Origin of the sequence: Rhizobium sp. PEPV16 (genome assembly GCF_008919455.1) — a bacterium.
In the GTDB taxonomy this organism is placed as follows: domain Bacteria; phylum Pseudomonadota; class Alphaproteobacteria; order Rhizobiales; family Rhizobiaceae; genus Rhizobium; species Rhizobium leguminosarum_Q.
This window is the reverse complement of the sequence record NZ_VSZV01000276.1, coordinates 1-22,123: the sequence shown is the minus strand read 5'-3', so window position 1 is coordinate 22,123 and position 22,123 is coordinate 1. Positions and strand designations below refer to the sequence as shown.

Annotated in this window: 17 protein-coding genes; 11 read left to right on the top strand and 6 right to left on the bottom strand. The window is 57.0% G+C overall.

The features are described 5' to 3' along the window. The first annotated feature begins 508 nt into the window (after positions 1-508). Together FY112_RS12370 and FY112_RS12365 are read left to right on the top strand one after the other, a co-directional pair. Positions 509-832, top strand: coding sequence for an EthD family reductase (locus FY112_RS12370; RefSeq protein WP_017958445.1), 324 nt, complete (start codon positions 509-511; stop codon positions 830-832). A gap of 279 nt (positions 833-1,111) precedes the next feature. Then, positions 1,112-2,065 carry an NAD(P)-dependent oxidoreductase gene (locus FY112_RS12365; RefSeq protein ID WP_280760155.1) on the top strand — a complete coding sequence of 318 codons (954 nt, stop codon included), beginning with the start codon at positions 1,112-1,114 and terminating at the stop codon, positions 2,063-2,065. A gap of 422 nt (positions 2,066-2,487) precedes the next feature. Here FY112_RS12365 and FY112_RS12360 read toward each other — a convergent pair whose 3' ends face one another. From FY112_RS12360 to FY112_RS12350, 3 genes are all read right to left on the bottom strand, one after another. Then, a complete protein-coding gene (locus FY112_RS12360) occupies positions 2,488-3,525 on the bottom strand; it encodes an NAD(P)-dependent alcohol dehydrogenase (RefSeq protein WP_017958447.1) in 1,038 nt (345 codons plus the stop codon). Between the two features lie 115 nt (positions 3,526-3,640). Then, a complete protein-coding gene (locus FY112_RS12355; protein ID WP_151518480.1) occupies positions 3,641-5,080 on the bottom strand; it encodes an aldehyde dehydrogenase family protein in 1,440 nt (479 codons plus the stop codon). Between the two features lie 97 nt (positions 5,081-5,177). Beyond that, complete coding sequence (locus FY112_RS12350) at positions 5,178-6,149, bottom strand: LysR family transcriptional regulator (RefSeq protein ID WP_017958449.1); 972 nt, start codon at positions 6,147-6,149, stop codon at positions 5,178-5,180. A gap of 467 nt (positions 6,150-6,616) precedes the next feature. Between FY112_RS12350 and FY112_RS12345 the strand changes: the two genes are divergently transcribed. Both FY112_RS12345 and FY112_RS12340 read left to right on the top strand, forming a co-directional pair. Then, positions 6,617-7,774, top strand: coding sequence for a CaiB/BaiF CoA-transferase family protein (locus FY112_RS12345; RefSeq protein WP_151518479.1), 1,158 nt, complete (start codon positions 6,617-6,619; stop codon positions 7,772-7,774). Between the two features lie 124 nt (positions 7,775-7,898). After that, positions 7,899-10,412 carry a methyl-accepting chemotaxis protein gene (locus FY112_RS12340; RefSeq protein WP_017958452.1) on the top strand — a complete coding sequence of 838 codons (2,514 nt, stop codon included), beginning with the start codon at positions 7,899-7,901 and terminating at the stop codon, positions 10,410-10,412. 98 nt (positions 10,413-10,510) lie between these two features. Here the strand turns inward: FY112_RS12340 and FY112_RS12335 are convergent, their stop codons facing one another. Further along, positions 10,511-12,016, bottom strand: a complete 1,506-nt coding sequence (locus FY112_RS12335) for a fumarate hydratase (RefSeq protein ID WP_017958453.1) — start codon at positions 12,014-12,016, stop codon at positions 10,511-10,513. Positions 12,017-12,291: 275 nt separating this feature from the next. Here FY112_RS12335 and FY112_RS12330 point away from each other — a divergent pair, with 275 nt between their 5' ends. After that, entirely contained in the window at positions 12,292-13,722 is a 1,431-nt protein-coding gene (locus FY112_RS12330) for a citrate lyase subunit alpha (protein ID WP_157626453.1), read from the top strand. A 40-nt stretch (positions 13,723-13,762) separates the two neighbouring features. Here the strand turns inward: FY112_RS12330 and FY112_RS12325 are convergent, their stop codons facing one another. After that, a complete protein-coding gene (locus FY112_RS12325; RefSeq protein ID WP_017958455.1) occupies positions 13,763-14,185 on the bottom strand; it encodes a helix-turn-helix domain-containing protein in 423 nt (140 codons plus the stop codon). A gap of 277 nt (positions 14,186-14,462) precedes the next feature. Between FY112_RS12325 and namA the strand changes: the two genes are divergently transcribed. Beyond that, on the top strand, positions 14,463-15,539 hold the full coding sequence (namA, locus tag FY112_RS12320; protein ID WP_017958456.1) for an NADPH dehydrogenase NamA: 1,077 nt from the start codon (positions 14,463-14,465) through the stop codon (positions 15,537-15,539). A 62-nt stretch (positions 15,540-15,601) separates the two neighbouring features. Then, positions 15,602-16,597: a zinc-binding alcohol dehydrogenase family protein gene (locus FY112_RS12315; RefSeq protein ID WP_017958457.1), complete on the top strand. Its 996-nt coding sequence runs from the start codon at positions 15,602-15,604 to the stop codon at positions 16,595-16,597. Between the two features lie 231 nt (positions 16,598-16,828). Here the strand turns inward: FY112_RS12315 and FY112_RS12310 are convergent, their stop codons facing one another. Beyond that, positions 16,829-18,034 carry an aminotransferase class V-fold PLP-dependent enzyme gene (locus FY112_RS12310; protein ID WP_017958458.1) on the bottom strand — a complete coding sequence of 402 codons (1,206 nt, stop codon included), beginning with the start codon at positions 18,032-18,034 and terminating at the stop codon, positions 16,829-16,831. 247 nt (positions 18,035-18,281) lie between these two features. Here FY112_RS12310 and FY112_RS12305 point away from each other — a divergent pair, with 247 nt between their 5' ends. The 4 genes from FY112_RS12305 (at position 18,282) to FY112_RS12290 (ending at position 21,969) form a co-directional block, all read left to right on the top strand. Then, on the top strand, positions 18,282-19,178 hold the full coding sequence (locus tag FY112_RS12305) for a LysR substrate-binding domain-containing protein (RefSeq protein WP_017958459.1): 897 nt from the start codon (positions 18,282-18,284) through the stop codon (positions 19,176-19,178). Between the two features lie 278 nt (positions 19,179-19,456). Continuing rightward, a complete protein-coding gene (locus FY112_RS12300) occupies positions 19,457-20,119 on the top strand; it encodes a cyclase family protein (RefSeq protein ID WP_017958460.1) in 663 nt (220 codons plus the stop codon). A 137-nt stretch (positions 20,120-20,256) separates the two neighbouring features. After that, a complete protein-coding gene (locus FY112_RS12295; RefSeq protein WP_151518478.1) occupies positions 20,257-21,174 on the top strand; it encodes a glutamate/aspartate ABC transporter substrate-binding protein in 918 nt (305 codons plus the stop codon). Positions 21,175-21,228: 54 nt separating this feature from the next. Beyond that, positions 21,229-21,969 carry an amino acid ABC transporter permease gene (locus FY112_RS12290; protein ID WP_017958462.1) on the top strand — a complete coding sequence of 247 codons (741 nt, stop codon included), beginning with the start codon at positions 21,229-21,231 and terminating at the stop codon, positions 21,967-21,969. Positions 21,970-22,123 lie beyond the last annotated feature (154 nt).

Genomic DNA, 22,123 nt, shown 5'->3' with positions numbered 1-22,123 from the left:
GAACATCAACTGGGTGCCGCCGCAGGGCGGCGAGGGGCCGGTCTATTTGAATATGTGACGGTTCGATAAGTGGTCCGCGCTCTAGCGGCGTTTTTGACTCCATGGCAAGCCTCCGCGAAGGAGGCCACTTCGAATCTCTTCTAAAGAGTGCTGAAAAGTAGCAAGCGGCCGCAGACCATCAAGACATAGCCTTCACCATCGATGCCATGCCCACCACCCAGCGGAAATTTGCTCAGAAGCACGAGTCAGCATAACGATCTTGTTCCGCATCCTGAACTCGGGTTAGGGCGCGTTGAGTCCTAGTGTGCCCTTAAAGGTCCTCACTTGGTGCCGGGGCGACAATGTCGACGAGTTGATGCGAGCGCCAATGCGGACCGCCTCGCACGAACTGCCCCTCGGATAGAGTTATTTATTTGCCCGATAGCAGCAAGAGCGGATCATTGCTGGTCGGCACGAATGGTTCCACAATAAGCATATCGGGCACATCGTAGTCTCAGGGAGAAAAATCATGGCCTACGCAAAACGAATTGGATATCTGGTCAGGCGCGATGACATGTCCTTGGACCAGTTTCACTCACATTGGCTCGGGACCCATGCCGAGCTTTGCAAAAAACTGCCGGGTCTCGTTCGATATGCGACGAACCTTATCGATCGCGAAAAATATCCGGAAGCGGGTTGGGACGGGTTTTCTGAACTCTGGTTTGACAGTGTCGAGGCGCACGACGCCGCATTTGCAAGTGAGGAAGGCCGTACGCTGCTGGCCGACGCGCCAAACTTCGCCAAAAAGCTTTATGGCGTGCTTGTAACGGAAAACCAGCACATTTGGCCCTGATGCAGCCAAAGCATCATGGTTCAGCCACGCCCCTCGCAGAATTGCCGACTGCGAGGGTAAGTCGTTCAAAAGTGCGGCATCTAGCGTATCTGGGGCTCTCGCAATGCGGCGTGCGGCCCTCCCTTCCTCAACCGCAATGTTGACCGCGGTTATAATTCTAGGTGGCGCTGGTTCCGCCGTCCTCCGGAGACGGCACACTGACGGCCAGCACGGTTCGAGGCGGCCTTTGGCGGCCTTGGCTTCTCGTTCCAGCCGGGCGGATTTGCTGAGGCGCTGTTTGTGGCATTCGCGACGAAACCATCAGGGAGAGCGACTCGGGCGGGGTCACCAACTCAACAGACAACTACGGAGGAGACTACTATGAAGAACATCGGTTTGGTGGGTGTCGGCCTGATGGGTCACGGGATCGCGAAAAACATCGCGAGGAAAGGCTGGAAGCTCAACTACCTTAGACATCCCGGCAACCAGCCTACAGCGGATATCGATGAGTTGGGGGCGGTAGGATGGGATACGGCGGCGGAGATGGCCGGCGTTTGTGACACGGTCGTGATCTGCGTCACGGGGACACCACAGGTCGAGGATGTCCTGGTCGGCTCCGGACAGATTCTCGACGCGCTTCGGAGTGGGGCTATCGTTATCGACTGCTCGACGGCAGTGCCGACGTCTACGCGCGTGCTCGCGGAAAAAGTTGCCGCCAAGGGCTGCCATTTGATCGACGCTCCCATGACGCGCACGCCGAAAGAAGCAGAAGAAGGGCGCCTGAATCTTCTGGTGGGTGGGGATCCAGAAATTGTTGCAAAGGTTCGGCCGCTGCTAGAGGCCTTTTCGGAAAACATCTTCGTTGCCGGAAATATCGGTAGCGGCCACCAACTTAAGCTGGTCCACAACATGATTTCGCTCGGTGCGGTCGCACTTATTGCAGAAGTCGCAGCGGGAGCGCTTGCCGCCGGGATTGACAAGGTGGCGATGATCGAATGCCTCAGCAAAGGCGGCTCGGGCGGTATCGCGCTGGACCGCGTCGCCTTGTACATCCTTGAGGGAAGCTGCGACAAACTTCAATTCACTATCGAGAACGCCTGCAAGGACTTCGGCTACTACAGTGAAATGGCAGGACATGCGGGCGCGGTGACGACCATAGCCGATGCGGCCCATAAAACGCTGAGTGGCCTGGTGGAGAGTGGAGAAGGCAAGGCATTCCTTCCAGAAGTCGTCTCTCTCCTCCAGGCGAAATAAGCGTCCAAGGCTTTTGTGGCGGGCGCCTCGTCAGGTAACCCGGTATTTTGCTCAACCGGATATCGCGGCTCATCAGCCGTGAATTTTACCGCCGGCTTGCTTCCTTGGGCGTGAGTGTCGCCTACGGCGTCCTACGGTCGCGTGACAAGTATCATCGGCGCTCACACATTCGCGAGGTCGGCCAGATTGTCGCCGATACCGGCAACGAACCTTGGATGACAGACAAACGCCTGCCGGGCCGGATGGCTTTACAGGCGGGCCGCACTTATGACTGGCCTCGATCTGGCGGGGCTCGTACACGAGCGATGTTTCTCTGCCTCACATCGGTAGCGCGACCGTGGAGACGCGTCAGTGAACGGGCGTGCTTTCGCTTTGCAAATCATGGTCGGGCGGACCGCCACGAGCGGCGGTCCGATAGAGTCTTACAGATTGATGGCGATTTTCCCGAAATGTGAGCCCTTCTTCATGTACTTGAAGGCTTCAGCCACGTCTTCAAGCGGGTAGAACGAGTCGATGAATGGCTTAATGTTGGCCAATTCTATGGCACGGTTCATGTCTTCAAAGCCGCGCCTCGACCCGACAGCGATGCCCTGCACCCTCACCATTGGTCCGATTAACTGGCGGACATTGAGCTTTGTTTCATATCCGGCCACGAAACCCACAACTGCCACAGTCCCCCCGAAAGATACGCATGAAAGCGACTCCGGCAAGGAAGATCCAATCGTCTCGACGATGAGGTCGGCGCCGCGGCCGTCCGTGGCGGTTTTAACAGCCGCCGCCCACTCTGGCGTTGATTTGTAGTTGATCCCCACGTCGGCACCGAGCGCTTTGGCTCGCTCCAGTTTCTCATCAGACGATGACAGGATCACGACTTTCGCCCCCGACATCTTGGCGAACTGCAGGGCAAATAGGGAAACACCGCCTGTACCCTGCAGCAGCACCGTGTCACCGGCTTTTACCGGCCCCGCCGAAAGCGCCGACCATGCAGTCAGAGCCGCGATCGGCAAGCAGGCTGCCTCTGCGTCCGTCAGGTTCGAGGGAGCATGCACAGCGTCTTCCGCGGGAACCACAACAAAATCCTGGAGCACTCCGCCCAGCGGTGCACCGATCGTTCGCTTCGCGCGCTGTTCGGGCGTCGGGCGGCCATCGTGCCACCCTTGTGTATAAATCGGCAGGACACGGTCGCCGACCTTGAAGCGGCTCACACCTTCTCCGGTGGCAACGACTTCTCCGCACGCGTCGGAAGCAGGGACGAGCGGAAGCGGCAATCCGGCGATGTAGGTACCCGTGAGGACCGCGAGATCCCTGTAATTAAGGGTCGCGGCTTTAACCTTCACGAGAATCTGCCCCGGCCCCGCCACCGGAACATCGTCCTCAACAATTCTGATCTGGTCCAGCGAGAAGCCGAAAGCCTTGGCAGCTCTCATTTTGCCGCCATTAGGCGATGCTGTATGGGTCATTTGTTTCTCCACCGGTATGTACGCCGTTTTCCATGCGAGGACGCATATGGCTTGGTTTGCTGGCATTGGATTGAGCACCGGCAGCTGCGCTGCCGGTGCTCTATATGGACGCTACTTAAGAAGCATGCTGAATGACAACCGTCTTCAGGTTCGTGTAATCGTCTAGTGCGACGAGGCCCTTCTCGCGACCGTGTCCGCTTTTCCCCGTGCCCCCGAATGGCAATTCAATCCCCGCTCCAGCGCCGTAGCAGTTGATGAAGACCTGCCCAGCACGCAGACGCTTGGACATCCGCATCTGGCGGCCACCATCGCGGGTCCAGGCCGCTGCTACCAAGCCAAACTCTGTGCCATTCGCGATGCGCACGGCATCGTCCTCGTCCTCGAATGACAGCGCTGCGAGAACCGGGCCGAAAACCTCCTCCTGTGCAAGGCTGTTTGAGTGCGGGACCGGGCCAAAGAGCGACGGCCGCACAAAAAACCCGTCTGGGTCCACGCCTTCGGCGATCGTGCCCTGGGCGATCAGGGGAATTCCATCAGCCTTTGCCTTGTCGATGAAGCGCTGAACGGTTTCTTTCTGCCTGGACGTGATTATCGGGCCGCAATCGAAGTCCATATCGGGCGAGCCTACACGCACCTTGCTAAACGCATCACCCAATCGTTGCATGAAATCGTCATAGATTGTCCGCTGGACAAGAACGCGGCTTCCCGCAGAGCAGGTCTGACCGCTGTTCTGGATAATGGCCCGCAAGATGGTTGGCATAGCGATATCGAAATCGGCATCGCTGAACACGACCTGCGGAGACTTGCCGCCGAGTTCGAGCGTGCAGTTGATGTAGTTGTCAGCCGCAGTTTTCTGGATGAGCTGACCGACTTCGGGCGACCCTGTGAACGAGATGAAGTCCACGCCGGCGTGGCCTGCGAGCGCGGGTCCGATCTTGCTTCCGGGACCGGTTACAACGTTGATCGCGCCATCGGGAAGTCCGGCCTCGGAAGCAAGCTCCGCGAGGCGCAGGATCGACGCTGACGCCGCTTCGGCAGGCTTGAGAATTGTCGCATTGCCCGCGGCGAGAGATGGCGCAAGCGTCCGGCCAAACATTTGCATCGGGTAATTCCATGGCAGGATGTGCCCGGTAACGCCCTTCGCCTCACGCACCACCGCGACAAAGTGGTTGTTGAGATAGGGAATGGTATCCCCGTAGACCTTGTCGGCCGCCCCGCCGTAATATTCGAAGTACCGCGCCGCCGCGTCCGCGTCATTGCGCGCCACGGTCATTGGCTTGCCTGTATCTTTGGCCTCGATCTGAGCAAGCTCTTCCCTGTGATCCTGGATAAGAAGGGCAAACTTCTGGAGGAGGCGACCGCGCTCGGCCGCTGTGAGTTTCCCCCAGGCACCCTGGTCAAAAGCATGCCTGGCGGCTCGTACCGCCGTGTCGATGTCTTCTATGGTGCCAAGAGCGATGCGGCCGTATTCCTTCCCCGTGCTGGGATCTATAGTAGGTGTCGTTTCGCCGGAGCTGCCTGCCGCCCACTTGCCGTTGATGAAGTGCTTGTCCAATGCCGGACCTCCCTGATTGTGCGAATTGCTGGGCCATAAGAGGCCGCTGCCTGACATCCGGCAATTTGAGTTAAGCTCTCACTGCCATTGCAAACGATTATGGGACCCCAGTCAGGGAACCGCTGTTGGAAACACGGGTGGCCAGCCATTCGCCTTGGCGAATAAGGTCGGACATCAGCGTTATAAGCAGGTCATTCACCCTGACAGATGCTCTCGTCACGATCTGGGCGGGATTGCGGACGACAAAAATGCCGCGCCGGAACACGGGCTTGACGATGCGTGCCGCCGAGAGCTTTTGCTCGCGCAGTTCGGTAAGGATCGCGGCATGGGCGAGGAGCGAGTAGCCAAGTCCCTGCGCAACCAAGGTCTTGATATGAAGAAGCGAATCCAACTCGAAAGCGACATTGAGTTCGAACGCGTTGTGGCGCGTCTTGTCATCGACAAACCTTCTAAGCCCGTGCTGTTGCGTTGGAAGGATGAGCGGATATTTGTCAGGCTCGGCCAGGCTAACAGGCTCGACCGCGATCCCGTAGTCGTCGGTCGGACCGAACGCACGAGGCGGTCCAACCAGAAAGAGCTCCTCTACCGCCACCTGCGTAGCACTGAGGGCGCGCATATCCTGAACGTTATAGAGGACACCGACATCAAGACTGCCCTCCTCCAGCCACCGCCTAATGTGGCCAGACATAGCCTCCGATACATTGATCGAGATACCGGGAAACTGCTTCTTCGCCTCAACAATCAGACGGGCTCCGATCAGGGTGCTTACCGAGCTCGGCAGCCCGATCGACACCTTCTCGTGAATGAAGACGTCATCGTTGCGAATCTCTTCTCGTGCGCGCGACATTTCGCGAAGGATCGTGTTGGCATGTTCCCGGAAGATCCGCCCTGGCTCGGTCAACAAAACGCCGCGCGAAGTCCGCTCGAAAAGCTTTATTGAGAGTTCGTCCTCCAGTCGTAGCAGCATCTGGCTTAGTGACGGCTGGGCGATGTCGAGCCTATCGGCAGCTCTTGTAACGGAGCCGAGCTCCGCAATGGCAAGGAAGCATTTTAGTTGTCTCTCCTCCATGGACCCCTCCCAGAGCCAAACGAATCTTTCAGTCGCGGGGCTTGGCCCCGGCAATTGTCGTATCGTCCAAATTCGGTTGCACGTGCAGCTCGGGCTTTCCTCCTCGAATGTGTGGCCGCGGCATCCATAGGAATGCGTTATGGCTCAACCTTAAGCAGTGCGCGCTATTACTCTCGGGACACTAAGGCTCCATTGCTCCAGAGAAGAGCTCTAGACAGAGAAAAGTGCATAGCATCAGGCGCATAGCCATATCTTCTTTTTCCTGCGCTGCAGCAACGCTCCAGCGCCGCTAGATTACATACCTAAAGAGCAACGCCCGCAAGCACAGGAAGGCTATTCCCGCTATTGCAAAAAGCAATAGCTGACCCGCTATCGTTTTGTTCAATCGGTGCAAGAGCAATAGGCGATTAGCGCGGGAAGGCCCGTTCTGGAAGTATCGCCGAAACTTCAAATTTTGGGATACAACCATGCGTCACGATCTTGAGGGAATTACCGTCGTTGCTCTCGAACAGGCGGTGGCAGCTCCCTATGCAAGTTCCCGCCTTGCTGATGCAGGAGCGCGGGTCATCAAACTAGAACGCCACGAAGGAGATTTCGCGAGGAATTACGATAGCTATGTAAACGGACTGAGCGCCTATTTCGTCTGGCTAAACCGTGGCAAAGAGTCCGTCCTTTTCAACCTGAAAGACCCGGCGGACGTTAAGCTCCTACACTCCCTGCTCGCCACCGCGGACGTCTTCATTCAAAATCTTGCCCCAGGCGCTACCGACCGCGCCGGCATCGCAAGCGCCGAATTGCGGCAGCTCTATCCGAAGCTCATCACCGTGGACATCACCGGATACGGTTCGACGGGCGAGTATCGTTCGATGAAGGCCTATGATCTTCTGGTACAGGCAGAAAGTGGCCTTGCGCTGCTGACCGGCAACGACGCGGGCGCGGCGAGAGTCGGAGTGTCAGTGTGCGACATCGCATGCGGAATGTATGCGCATCAGGCCATACTCCAGGCCTTGTACGCTCGTGAAAAAAACGGAGAAGGTCGCGGTATCGAAGTCTCGCTGTTCCACAGCCTCGCAGACTGGATGAACGTGCCCTATCTTCAGTTCCAGTACGGTGGCCATCACCCCAGCCGGAACGGTCTGGAACATCCCACGATTGCCCCTTACGGTGTTTTCGGGTGTCACGGCGGAGAGAAGCTCCTGCTTTCCATTCAGAACGAGCGTGAATGGCAGCGCCTCTGCGAGCAGGTTCTCGAGCGAGCCGATCTGCATCTGCACGAGAAATTCTCGAACAACAATGCGCGCGTGAAACACCGTAGAGAGCTCGAAGCGGTGATTAACTCCATTTTCGGTGATCTGACGCGCGACCAGGTCGCCGAACGCCTGATGAAGGCGGAAATCGCCTTTGGGCGTCTTTCAACGCTTGAAGACCTCGGGAAGCACCCGCAACTGCGCACCATCGCCGTCGAAACCACGACGGGACAGGTTGAGCTTATAGCACCACCTTCGATAGCCGCAGGTGATCTGCATTTTGGTGCGGTCCCTGCTCTCGGCGCCCACGACAAGGCTGTGCGAGCCGAGTTTTTAACCACCTCCACAGACACCGTTACGATCACTGCGGCAAGGTAGTTGAGAGCACTGGTCGAGTACGTGGCCGCAGCCGGACGCGGCTCACCACGTCACGGTGATCGTAGTTAATGCGCGTGGAATGGGCGGACTATAGTTTTTTTTGAACCTTTTGGGGCTGAGCGCAATGGGGATTGGCGAGTTTTTCGGTCGCTTTAAGATTATCACCAAGATTGGCATCATCAGCGCCGCTTTTGTGCTGACAATCGGTGCGATCGGCGGCATCAGTTTCTATTCTACCGGCGTCCTGCAGCAACGGCTCGAATCCACAGGAGATGTCGTTAACGCCCTAACGGGATTCAAAAACGTTTATGCGAGCATGAGCCTTTTCCTTCAGAACGCGAATGAGGATTCCCGCCATGACCTTACGGAGAAACTGGGTAACCAAAAAGCTGTCTTACGGTTCGCGGAAAACAGGCTGGGCGCCGCTGACGGACGGGCAATTATCGCCGCCGCTGCACTGGATACCGCCAAGATCGAACTCAATCTTGATGAACTCTGGGAAATCCACCAGTCCGAACAGTCCGTGCGACAGAAATTCGAGGCAAGCGCGCAGCAGATAGCCGGTCTCCAGCAGAAGTTATCGCAGGAACAACTGGCTCTCGAGACCAACATCCGCGCAAGTGAAGAAACGGCAAAGTTGGCGCTACAGCGGGCCGACTATCTTGATGGGGCCGGCAGATTCTTCCAGAAATTGGCCGCGGATCTGGTAAGCGCCGACGCGGCGAAGGTGCTTTCGCTCGTCAAGGCGCGCTCGCGGTTCGTCGACAAACAACTATCCGAGCGGGCCGACGTGCTCTCCCCGGCACTCGCAAACTCCCTTCGGCAACTGTCTTCCCGCCTCACGGATCTGGGGACTGACCCGTCAGCGGCGGGCATATCCGTCGCCGCGGCGGCAAGTGTCGAAATTCAGAAAGCTATAGAGGCCGAAGGGTTTCAGGACATGAAATCGGCCACAAAAGTGTTCGCGGATATGAGTGACAAATCAGCTCTCGCGGTCGCGGTTGCAGGTCATTCAAGGCGGCTGTCCTACGATCTCGCCATTCTTCAAACCACTGTGGCACGGCATGTCGGCGAACCCACGGCCTTTCGGGAGGAAGCCGTTTTGAAAGCGCTCAAGTCGGTTGATGATGACCTCGTTAGTTTCTCAAATGCGGTGAGCGGTCTGACCTTTTTCGATGGCCTGCCCGCCGCGCTGGACCCTCCACTTGATGGTATACGGACGGGCACAGGCGAACTCAGGCAGATCGCTGTCGACCGTAACACAGCGTTCAACCAGGCGGCTGCCACGATCGACAGGATATGGGCTTCGCTTTCAGACTTGGTAATGGATCAAAAAGCGGTCGCCGATAGGGACCGGGGGCTGGCAAACACGCTCTCAGTTTCAGCCATCGTGGCCGGCGTTGCGGTCGCCGTCTTCGCCGCCTGGCTGTTGATTTTTACGCTTAAAATCCCGATTGAGCGGGTCACCACGGCCATGCTCAAGCTCGCTCGCGGACAAGAACCGGAGCCTGGGAATGACGAGGCGCGCAAGGATGAAGTCGGCGATATCGCCCGTGCGCTCGGCGTTTTTCGCGAAAATGCCCGGGCGAAAGTCAGGATCGAAGCAGAAAGCGCAGCGCAGCGCATAGCGGCCGACGGCGAGAGAGTGCGCAATGAGGCGGAGCGCTCCGCCTCGAACCAGCAGCTCGAGTCAGCGGTGACCCATATTGCGGCGGGGTTGGAGCGGCTTGCAATGGGCGACATCTCCGTTCAAATCGACACCGTGTTCACCGGACCTCTCGAAAAGCTGCGTATTGATTTCAACAGTTCGCTGGCGCGCCTGAACGAGACGCTTCTCCAAATTCGCAACGAAGCAGTGCAGCTTGAAAATAACGGAAACCTGCTGGGTGGGTCGGCCAACCAACTCGCCAAGAGGTCGGAGGCTCAAGCCGCTTCGCTGGAAGAAACAGCCGCCGCGATGGCTCAGATCGCATCGATCGTGCAATCGACTGCATCACAGGCCGAACACGTCAGCCATGCTGTCAGCGACACCAAATCCGCGGCCGACGAATCCAAAACTGTTGGCGTCAACGCATTGGAGGCCATGGTCCGGATAGAAGTCGCTTCCCAGCAGATCGAACAGATTATTGGCGTTATCGACGAAATCTCATTCCAGACGAACCTCCTGGCACTCAATGCTGGCGTCGAGGCCGCGCGCGCTGGCGAGTTTGGAAAGGGTTTCGCCGTCGTGGCACAGGAGGTCCGCGAGCTTGCGCAGCGCTCGGGATCTGCGGCGGAGGAGGTGAAGACACTGATTGGCCGCGCTTCTGTTGAAGTTCAGACGGGGTCGCGGATGGTTCGCGCGATGAACGATGTCCTGAATTCGATCAGTAGCGAGATCGCCAAAGTCAGCGGTGAGGTCGAAGCCATTGCGCTTGCCAGCCGCACTCAGGCGGCGTCGGTATCCGAGGTGAATTCGTCGATCTCCTATATGGACCAGATTACCCAGCAAAACGCGGCGATGGTCGGCCAGACAAGTGACCTTGGTCAATCCGTTTCGCAGCTCGCGTTATCGCTACGCAAGCTGGTCGACCGGTTCACTTTGAATGCAGAGCTGGTGGTCAACCGGCGCGAAAACGTAGTCCAGTTACCACTATAGGCGCGAACTTAAGATTTAGTCGGGGCAAGCCCCTAAGCTCTGCCCCGACCCCAGTGCCGAAAGCCATTTAGACTTGCTGTATGGAGCCCCCGTTAGCTCTACAAACTCGAGGCTTTGCCCCGCCACTGGGCTGGACCGAGGATATGAATGGACTGACCTCGGCAGTCCACTGCCACGGTTACGGGCATCTCCTCGACGCGCATCTCATATATCGCTTCCATTCCAAGGTCGTCGTAGGCGACTCGCTTGGCTTCCTTCACCGCCTTCGAAACAAGATAGGCGGCGCCGCCGACAGCGACGAGATACGCGGCTTTGTGGCGCGCGATTGCCTCAATCGCCTCCCTGCCCCGTTCGGCTTTGCCGATCATTACCCTTAAGCCCGTGCCAGCAAGCACCTCCTCGGTGAACCGATCCATGCGCGTGGCTGTGGTCGGGCCTGCCGGCCCGATTACCTCGTCCCCAACCGCATCCACCGGCCCTACGTAGTAGATGGCTTTCCCCGTCAGATCGACCGGCACTTGTCCACCAGCCCGGAGGGTTTCGACCATCCGTTTGTGTGCCGCGTCGCGTCCGGTGTAGAGCGTACCGCTGAGAAGGAGTGTTTCTCCACACTTCCAGGAGCCAACTTCCTCATCCGACAAGGTGTCGAGGTCGACCTGTCGATAGTTTGCGGCCGTCCTGTCGAGGACAAGTTCGGGCCAGTCGGACATCGACGGCGCGCGGAACTCGGCTGGGCCACTCCCGTCCAGATCGAAATGCATGTGACGTGTTGCTGCGCAGTTGGGAATGAGGGCAACCGGCAACGAGGCCGCGTGTGTCGGGAAAGACTGTATCCTCACATCCAGCAGGGTTATCGTACCCCCCAATCCCTGCGCTCCTATACCGAGCTCGTTCACGCGATTGAAAATCTCCAGACGGAGCTCCTCAATCCGATTGGCGGGACCCCGCCTCAGCAGTTCGAGCATATCCATCTCTTCGTTCATGGCTTGCTTGGCCATAAGCATCGCCTTATCGGCGCTGCCACCCACGCCGATGCCGAGAATTCCGGGAGGACACCAGCCGGCGCCGAGGCCCTCTACGGTTTTGACAACCCAGTCGGAAATCGATTCAGAAGGCTCTAGTACGACAAACTTGGCCTTGTTTTCGGAACCGCCGCCCTTGGCGGAGACCGTAATCGACATCCGCTCACCGGGCACGAGTTCGACAGACAGCATACCGGGAGTGTTATCACCGCTGTTCTTCCGAGTACCCAGAGGGTCCACCACGATCGAGGCGCGAAGCGGATTGCTATTGTTGAGATATGCGCGCCTGATCGCGATATCGATAATTTCCTGAAGCGATTTGTCGGAGTCGATGCGCACCATCATGCCGAGCTTGACGAAGACATTCACCGACCCCGTGTCCTGGCAAATCGGTCTTCGCCCTATAGCGGCCATTCGCGAATTAACGAGAATTTGTGTAATGGCATCGCGGGCAGCGGGGCTTTCCTCGCGCTCGAGCGCAGAGACCATGTGCTGGATAAAGTCGGGGGGGTGGTAGTAAGAGATGTACTGCAGCGCTTCCGCGATGCTTTCGACGATATCGGCTTCTTTGATGACGGTCATGACAAAACGAGCTCAGCATTTGGATCAGCGTTTGACCATGAACGTTGTTTCGGATGGCGGCCAGACGAAAAAACTATTGGGAGCGATACCCCACCTCAATACCGGCGCCGCCATTGCAATCCGCTATCGCTCAAAGATGGAGGAACGTGTTGCGCTGCGGGCGCGTCTTTTCCATCGTCGGGTAGCATGTAGATGTCACGAAAGGCGTATTGATGGATATTCCCGTGGGAGGCAAATATAGACCAGGCGAGGCAATGTTAGCGCCGGCTCCTTCCATGTTACCTCCCAAGGCCGCTTCCGGGCCTCCTGAGCTGCTCTCGAATTTGCGTGAAGCGCTCATCGCCTGTGATATCAAGGATGGCGTGACATTGTCATTCCATCACCACCTGCGGGACGGCGATGCCGTGCTGAACCAGGTTTTGAATGCCGCCGCGGAAGCTGGCCTGAGGGGCCTGACAGTCGCTGCGAGCTCGATCTTTCCGATCCACGCTCCACTCGTAGACCATATCGCGACGGGCGTTGTGACGGGGCTAGTCTGCGACTATGTAAAGGGTCCGGTGGCGAGTGCAATTATGGCCGGGCTGATGCCCGAACCCGTTCTCCTCCAGAGCCACGGCGGCCGCGCCCGTGCTATTTCAAGTGGTCAAATGCGGATAGACGTAGCATTCCTCGGTGCTCCGAGGGTGGGTCGCGACGGTGCCGCGACCGGAGCCGGAGGCCGGGCCTCGTGCGGCCCGCTCGGTTACGCGATGGTCGACGCGGACTATGCAAAAAATGTGGTGCTTCTGACAGAAGAAATCTGCTCCGCTCCACCGGACAGATACGAAATCGAGCCAGGCAAAGCCGACTTTTTGGTAAAGGTGCCAAGCCTGGGGGATAACCGGCGGATCCTGTCAGGTGCAACGGCGATCGCGACCGATGCAGCAAGCAGCACCATCGTCGATCTTGTTCTCGGCGTCATACAAGCGAGCGGCTTGGTTGCCAACGGTTTTTCGTTCCAGACGGGGGCAGGCGGAATCTCCCTGGGAGTGGCGAACAAGTTGGGTCACCTTCTCGCCACCGCCGGCGTTCGGGGCGGGTTTATCTCGGGAGGCATTGCTGGCGGACACGTAGCCCTCCTCGAGGCAGGGCTGTTCGAGCGTATCCTCGACGTGCAGTCTTTCGATCTGGAGGCGGTCCGTTCGTATGAACGGAGCGTAACGCACATCGCGATGTCAGCATCCCGCTACGCATCACCCATCGACCCGTCTCCCGTGGTTGATCTGCTTGATACGGTTGTTCTTGGGGCTGCGGAGGTGGACAGGTCTTTCAACGTGAATGTCGCAACGGGTGGTGACGGCGTCATTCTTGGAGGACCGGGCGGTCATCCAGACACCGCCGCCGGCGCGAAGCTTACAATCGTCACGACCCGCCTTAGGGCAGGCGGCAATCCAAAGATCGTCGATCGCGTTGCTTGCTGCGTCACCCCCGGCTGCGATGTGGATGTCGTGGTGACGGAAGCGGGGATCGCCGTCAATCCCATGCGCATGGATCTGCTCGAGCGGTTTCGCAAAAGCTCGCTTCCCCTCCGCACGATTGACCAGCTCGCCGCAATCGCAGCCTTGGAGGCCCCTGTGCGGCCCTTGAACAAAAGCGATTCCATCGTTGCCCTTGTCGAACGGCGCGGGGGCGGATGTATGGACGTCATTTACGGCCGTACCGCTTGAAGCGTTCACCCGTTGGCATGATAGCTTGCAAAAGGCGCCGCTAGGCTGCGCTTCTTCGCAGAGCTTCAGAATGCGGCCTGCGCTCGTTTGCGGGCGTTTCGTCAACGTCGTTTGCAAACGTCGTAAGCCCGCGGCGCTTCAACCAGTCCCTTCCCCACGAGCAGAGGTCGAGAAGGATCGGCCCGATCGACCTTCCTTCCTCGGTAAGCGAGTACTCGACCTTGGGAGGAACAACCGCGTAGACTTCGCGATGGACGAACCCGTCGTCCTCTAGTTCTCTTAGCTGCTTCGACAACAGCCGCGGCGTGCAACCGGGCAGTCGTCGTTGAAGCTCGTTGAAGCGGGTCGTGCCGTCGGTCATCAAGTGGAAAAGGATGACACCTTTCCAACGCCCATTGATAAGATTGAGCGCTGCCTCCATGGAGCACGCAGGCACGGCGTCGTAGTTGCGTCGTTTGGGCATGATTCACTCCCCGATACGGAAAGAGGCTGTACTGACCCAAAGTATAGCGAGGTGAGGTGTTTGTACAAGACACTACGCTTATGCGTACTGTCGACTTGCTCGCGCCTCGCTCAAGCAGATTTCGATTTTGGGCAGCGCCAGAGGCGGCTTCCGACTACGCTGATGCGAGGCAAACCGCTATACATGTGCGTAGTATAGGCCTTTTTTTCCCGTATTGAACGCTGGAATGGATTCCGTATCTCTGGGCCATCGCTGATCGACAACCCAGGAGTCGTAAATGCCAGTAATGTTATTTGAGCCAATCATAATCAGGGACACCGAGTTCCGCAACCGTATCGCCATGTCACCTATGTGTATGCATTCAGCAGGTTCCGACGGCCGCGTGAACGATTTTCACCTTGTCCACTACGGTGCGCGTGCGCTTGGCGGGGCTGGTCTCGTTTTTCTAGAGACAACCGCAGTGCTTGAGAACGGGCTGATCGGGCCCGGCGATATCGGTATCTGGGATGACGGACAGGTTTCGGGGCTCACTAGATTGACCGATGTCATTCATCAATTCGGTGCCAAGGCCGGTTGCCAGCTTGGCCATGCCGGAAGACAGTTCGGTATCGATGGCGTGCCGGCGATCGCACCGTCGGCCATCCCGTTCATGGCTGATTCCCGCGTGCCTGAAGGACTGACCGTAGATGGTATCAAAGACGTCGTAGAGGCATTTCGCCGAGGTGCACGTCGGGCGCGCGAAGCGGGATTTGACGTCATTGAAATTCACACGGCGCACGGCTACCTACTCAATGAATTCCTGTCGCCGCTGGCCAATCACCGCAGCGATGAATATGGCGGCAGTCACGAAAATCGCTATCGGATTGTGCGCGAGGTCATAGATGCGGTTCGCTCGGAATGGGAGGGTCCCCTATTCGTGCGCATATCGTCTACGGATTACGTCGCGGGAGGAAATACGCCGTCTGATTTCCTAGTGTATGGCCAATGGATGAAGGAACAGGGGGTCGATCTGATCGACTGCTCGTCTGGCGGCATTGCGATGGTCAAGGTCGATTCCTTCCCGGGTTACCAAGTGCCGGCAGCCGAACTTCTTCGTCGGAAACTGGAGATTAAGACCGGAGCGGTGGGTTTGATCGAGACCGGACGACAGGCCGAAGAGATTCTTCAAAACGGACGTGCGGACATCGTTCTGATTGGGCGCGAAATACTCAAGGACCCGTTCTGGCCGAGAACTGCGGCGGATGAACTCAAGTCGGAGATCCCCGTCCCGCCGCAGTACACACGCTACGGGTCGGCATGGCAGCGCGCGCTCCCCCCGCGCCCCGCAGCGCCGCTCCCAGCCACAGCCGCCTGACAAGTTTCGTGTGCGGGCGACGCAAAGCGTTTGCATGCATCAACCATACACCGGAGATTTCCATGAAGGCCATTGGCTACACAAATGCAGGATCCGCAGAAGTTCTGACCGAGCTTGAAGTCAACGACCCCTTTCCAGGCCCGCGCGATCTAGTCGTTTCCGTCAAGGCGGTGTCCGTAAATCCCGTGGATACCAAGGTTCGAAAAAGAGCGGAGCCGGAGGAAGGCCACTCAAAGATTATAGGATACGACGCCGCAGGTGTCGTCGTTGCGACGGGCGAGGATGTGTCGCTGTTCAACGTGGGTGACGAAGTATTCTATGCAGGCAGTATTGATCGGCAGGGCAGTAACGCAGAGTTACAGGCCGTGGACGAAAGGATAGTGGGGCGCAGGCCAAAAACGCTCTCATTTGCAGAATCGGCCGCGCTCCCTTTGACGGCACTAACCGCGTGGGAGTTGTTGTTTGAACGTCTGCGCGTGCCCCACGATATGAAATCAATATCTGGTTCGATCCTGATTATAAACGGCGCGGGTGGGGTAGGATCAATTCTCATCCAGTTGGCAAGGCGGCTCACTGGCCTAACCGTCATCGCCACCGCGTCTCGCCCCGAAACGGTCGAATGGGTGAGAAAACTTGGCGCGCATCATGTCGTAAGCCACCGTGAGCCACTCGACCGGGCGATCCGTCAACTCGGCATCCAAACTGTGGATTATGTCGCGGGTCTCACCGAGACCGACAAACACCTCGACGAGATCGTCGAGATCATCGCACCTCAGGGATCTCTTTCGCTGATTGATGACATCCACCTCGATATCGGCAATCTCAAACCGAAGAGCGTCTCGGTTACTTGGGAAATGGTTTTTACCCGTCCGCTCTTTCAAACCGAGGATATGATTATGCAACACCGAATTCTCAACGAAATTGCTGACCTCGTAGATGCGGGGGTTCTGCAAACAACTGCGGTTCATCATGTCGGCGAGGTCTCGGTTTCGAACCTCCAAAAGGCGCACAAGCTTATTGAGACAGGCAAAACCATAGGGAAAATCGTTCTCGGCTGAGAATTCAGCAGACCGCGCCAAATCAGCAGCCTGATCCTTGTCCACCCCAAGGGGCGCACTCCAGGCTACGGTGAATTTTGCCTTCCCCTCGACACACGTTGTCGGGGGTCTGCCGCGCTTAATCTTATTGCCGCGGCTAAGCTGGCCCCAGCGAGCTTGGGACTAGTTCCCCTACCGACCCGTCCACACACTCTGGCCCGTCATGCCTTTGAAAAAGCCAAGGGAAAACAGCTACCAGGCGAGGCCGGCAATCGCCTCCAGAAACTCGTCTATCTCGTCCTCGGTATTGTAATAGTGCGGTGACGCCCGCACGACCGGCGGAAGTTGTCGCATATGGGCGTCAACGGGTGTGCTCGAGGGAGGCGAAACCGAGACGTTGATTTCCTTGCTCGTCAAGTCGGCCATGACGGCTGACGATTCCCAGCCCTTGACGGTGAATGAGATGATGGACGCAAGCGGCGCCCCGAGATCATGTACGGACACCGCTCGCATCTCCCTCAGTCCCTCACGAAGCCTGAACGAGAGGTGACTACAACGCTCTTCGATGCTCTCGAGCCCAATGTCGAGCGCGTAATCCACTGCTGCCCGCAGTCCGAGACGCACCGAGTAGTTTTTCTCCCAAGTTTCAAAACGTCTGGCATCAGGTCGCAACTCGTATCGCTCCGGTGCAGTCAAAGGCGCACCATAGAGATCGATTACGGCTGGCTCGATCTTCTCCAGGACCGATTTGCGCATATACATGAAGCCGGTCCCGCGCGGCGCACGGAGAAACTTGCGGCCCGTAGCGGTAAGGATGTCGCAGCCGAGGGCGTTAACATCAATCGGGATTTGTCCCGCAGCTTGGCATGCGTCGAGCAGATAGAGAATTCCATTTTCGCGCGCGATCCGACCGATCGCTGCCGCTGGGTTAATGAGCCCGCCGTTTGTTGGGATCCAAGTGATCGCGATCAACCGGACGCGCTCATCAAGCATTCTTGCCAACGCATCCGGATCGAGGACACCAGTAGGATCATTTGGAATGACTTCGATCGACACGCCCGTCCGTTTGGCAACCTGCAGAAAGGCAACGTAGTTGGCTGCGAATTCGGCACTTGATGTCAGGATCCGGTCGCCAGGACCGAAGGCGAGCGAATAGAAGGCGCGCTGCCAAGCGGTCGTTGCATTTTCGGCTATCGCTATCTCATCGCGGGCGCAGTTCACGAAAGTGGCCAAACTTTCGTATGTTCCCTCCAGTATGGAATCGGCCTCAGCTGCTGCCTCGTATCCACCGATCTCCCCCTCCCTGCTCAGATAGCCGGTTACCGCTTCAATAACCGGGGTCGGCATCAGCGCGGCGCCAGCATTATTGAGATGGTTTCTGTTTTTTGTGCCGGGTGTATCAGCACGCAGGCGAAGAACGTCCAGTGTTTTCGTAGCGCTGCGGCTGATTTGTGACACCAGCGATTCCTTCCTTAATCAAACCGTCACTCTTGTTGGGCAATTGGCATTGTCGCGGAACCCACTATTTTTGCAAACCCGTGTGCAGGATTGAACGGGGTGTGGGAAAGCCGCTGGAAAGAGTTGTCGAATGCCGGACGAGCCACAGGCGTCGAAAGGCCGGCTCGCATATTGCAAATGCTTGCTTTAAAGTAACAGGGAATAATGTTTTGACATAGCACGATGAACTCTGTGATAGGTCCATAGTATGGTTCGCCCTTTAAACAGTCGCCATATAGAGGCTTTCCGTGCGGTCATGATGAGCGGGACCACCACCGGGGCGGCACAACTCCTGAACACGACTCAGCCGGCGGTGAGCCGGACGCTCGCGCAATTGCAATCGGCAACAGGCATCAAGCTGTTTGAGATCCAGCGTGGCCGTTTGGTGCCTACCCCAGAAGCAAAGGAGCTGTTTGATTCGGTGCAGAGGCACTTTCTTGGTCTTGAGAAAATCGAACAGACCGTATTGGCTCTTCGCCAAGGTGGTACTGGATTGCTTCGGATTGCATGCACCCCAGTGTTGGGAATGTCTGTCATTCCTGCGATTACACAGGAGTTCAGACAGGAATTTCCAAAAGTGCGCGTGAGCTTGCACACGATCGAAACACATCTCATGCAAGATGGTCTCTTGAGCGGAATGTACGATCTTGCGCTCTCAACGAGCAGCTTGAACTCAACAGGTCTTGATCCTGAACTCGTCCATCAGTCCCAGGCTGTATGCGTGATGAGCAAGCTCCATCCTCTCACGACGAAAAAAATGATCCAAATTGAGGACCTGTCATACTATCCGCTCCTAACACACCACCAGGATGACACATTACAAAGGCGGCTCGACCACCTTCTGACGAAAAAAGGCGTGATTCCGTCTTCAGTAATCGAAACAAACTATTCCGCTACAATCTGTACACTTGCGGCCGCCAATCTTGGACTGGGCGTGATCAGTCCATATGCTGCCCGGGTCTTCTCAAGCCTGATTCACGTGGCCGACTTCCATCCGCGTATACCCGTCCAGACCGAGATGGCGTTCCCACCGAATATGGCCCAATCCAAACTCGCTGTGGTTTTTGCCGAAAGCGCCCGAGAAGTTTTCCAAAAGCTCACATAGCGGCTTAAACCCGCAAGCGCACAGGGCATTTGGGACTGCAGCCCAGACTTACCAGTCTTGGGCACTCGTGTGCCTGGTTCAAGCTAGCATGGGTAGGGGCACTGCCTGGAAAGCCTGACGTATACCAAATCCACATTGCCTGCCATAAAAAGGGCATTTGCAGATATCGTGTCGGCTTTCTAATGTTTCTAGCAGGGGCACTGGTGCTGTCAGAATATCGAGGCAACATCTGGATGCTTGCGATCACCAGCTGAGCTTTGCGGGCAGCGGAGGATAGTATGTTTCATGACCTTACACACCGATTCCACGACGGGATGCCGGTTCCGCGGTTACGTGTCGGCGAGTTTGGTGTTCGTATTGAACCCTATCTCACTCATGTCGCTACCTCACCGTCCTATGACCATAAGTCGGAATTTGAGATCACCATGGTCTCGTTTCAAACCTCGGTTGGGACAAAGCTAGATGCACCGCGACACCGATTTCACGACGGCGAGGATATTGCTTCGATCGAACTGACGCGGCTGATACGCAGCGGGGTCGTCATCGATGCCCGGCACGCTCAGCCCGGCGAGTGCCTTGGCATCGAAAAGATCAAGATCCCTTCCGATCTAGCCGGTCAAGCCGTGCTTGTGAACTTCGGCTGGGATAAGTTCTGGGGCACGGAACGCTACTACGATCATCCGTATCTGTCACGTGAGGTTGTCCAACACTTGCTTGATCATAGGATCAGTATGCTCGGGGTCGACTGTTCCAATGTTGACTCCACCAGCGACATGGAACGACCTGCACATACATGGCTTCTTCGCGAAGGATCGCTCGTGGTGGAGAATTTGCGCGGTCTAGACGCGTTGCTTGGTCTGCAGTTCAGGTTTTATGCGATCCCGCTGCCGGCTAGTGAAGCGGCAGCGTTTCCCATTCGCGCATTTGCAGAAGTGATTTGACGCTGGTTTGGCCGGTGCAGCGCTTGCAGCGGCTCGGCCATCCAAGCGGAAAAGCACGACACAAAGAACTACGACAAGGGTGAACTTGCTCAGAGGGAAAATCTCGAGCGGCGTAGACACAACCATAGGAGGATTTCATGAAAGAACACATCTTTTTAGCAGGCCTACTTTCAGCGTTCACCGTTACAACGGTCGCTGCTTTCGCTGAAGACTCGCCGACACTGGCGAAGATCAGGCAAAGTGGAACAATTTCTCTCGGGCATATGGAGACCTCTGTTCCCTTCTCCTATTACGATCAGAACCAGGAGGTGATCGGCTACTCTCGTGAAATTCAGTTGCGTATCGTCGAATCGATAAAAGCCAAACTTGGCCTTGATTCTCTCGTTGTTCGTAACATGCCGATTACCTCCCAGAACCGCATCCCGCTCATCCAGAACGGGACGGTCGACATCGAGTGCAGCTCGACAACGCATAATCTCGAGCGCGCTAAACAAGTTGCATTCTCGAATTCAATTTTCCTGATCCAGACGCGACTGCTGACGGCCACCGACTCAGGCGTCACTGACTTCGAGGATCTTAAGGGAAAGACCGTCGTCACCATGGCGGGAACAACGTCTGAACGACTGCTGCGAGCTATGAACCAGGATCGCCAGATGGGAATGAGCGTGATCAGCGCCAAAGACCAGGGAGAGTCGTTCCAGACATTGGAGACCGGCCGGGCGATCGCCTATATGTCGGATGATGCGGTGCTAGCCGGTCAGAAGGCGCGGTCTCGCACGCCTGAAAAGTGGCAGATCGTCGGTAAGCCGCAGTCCAAGGAGGTCTACGGGTGCTTGATGCGACGGGACGATCCGCAGTTCAAAAAAATCGCAGACGACGTAATCGCGAAACTCGAAACTTCTCCAGAGATCGACGACCTCTACAAGAAGTGGTTTGAAACCCCCGTTCCGCCGCGCGGCCTAAACCTTGGTTTTCCCATGAGCGCTGGCTTGAAAGCGCTCTACAAGAGCCCGAATGACACAGCCTCCGACGATCTGAACAAAGCAGGCCAATAACCGAGCCATAGGCGGAGGGGCCGCATTGCTGGCCCTTCCGTCAGGAGTCACATCATGAATTATTCATGGAATTGGGGGGTCTTTCTGGATCCCGTTTCCACTGGTGAACCCGCAACGTACCTTGGCTGGCTGCTGTCAGGTTTCTACGTCACCATCCAGGTTTCTCTCGCCGCTTGGATCATCGCGCTTGTTCTCGGGACGATCTTAGGCGTCTTGCGGACCCTCCCCGGCCATGGCTGGTCCAATATTGGCGCAGCCTATGTTTCGATCTTTCGAAATATTCCGCTGATCGTCCAGTTTTTCATTTGGTACTTCGTTATTCCGGAACTCTTGCCGCAACATCTCGGCACGTGGATCAAGCAGCTTCCACCCACGACTCAATTCTTTGCCACTTCGGTTGTCTGCCTCGGTCTTTTTACCGCCGCTCGCCTCTGTGAGCAGGTGAGATCCGGTTTGCTCTCTCTCCCACCCAGACAGTTAGCGGCATGCCTAGCACTCGGGTTTTCGCGGTGGCAGGCGTATCGGTACGTGCTATTACCGGTGTCTTTCAGGGTTATTCTGCCACCCCTGACGTCAGAGTTTCTCAACGTCTTCAAGAATTCGGCTGTCGCTTCGACCATCGGTCTTTTGGACCTTACTGCACAAGCACGGCAGCTTGTCGATTATACTGCGCACACATACGAATCTTTTGTCGCAGTGACATTAGCTTACGCCATCATCAACCTCTTCGTGGTAGCAAGCGCGCGCATCATCGAACCAAAGCTTAGAATCCCCGGTTCGATGGGGGTTCGCTGATGCACAACCTCAGCTGGGAGATCCTCTATGAGAGCCTGCCGGCCCTAGCCGCGGGCACGGTCGTCACCCTTCAGATCACAATCACGGCCGTCATTGCGGGTATATCGCTCGGCACGGTACTTGCACTTCTACGGCTTTCAAACATCACGGCGCT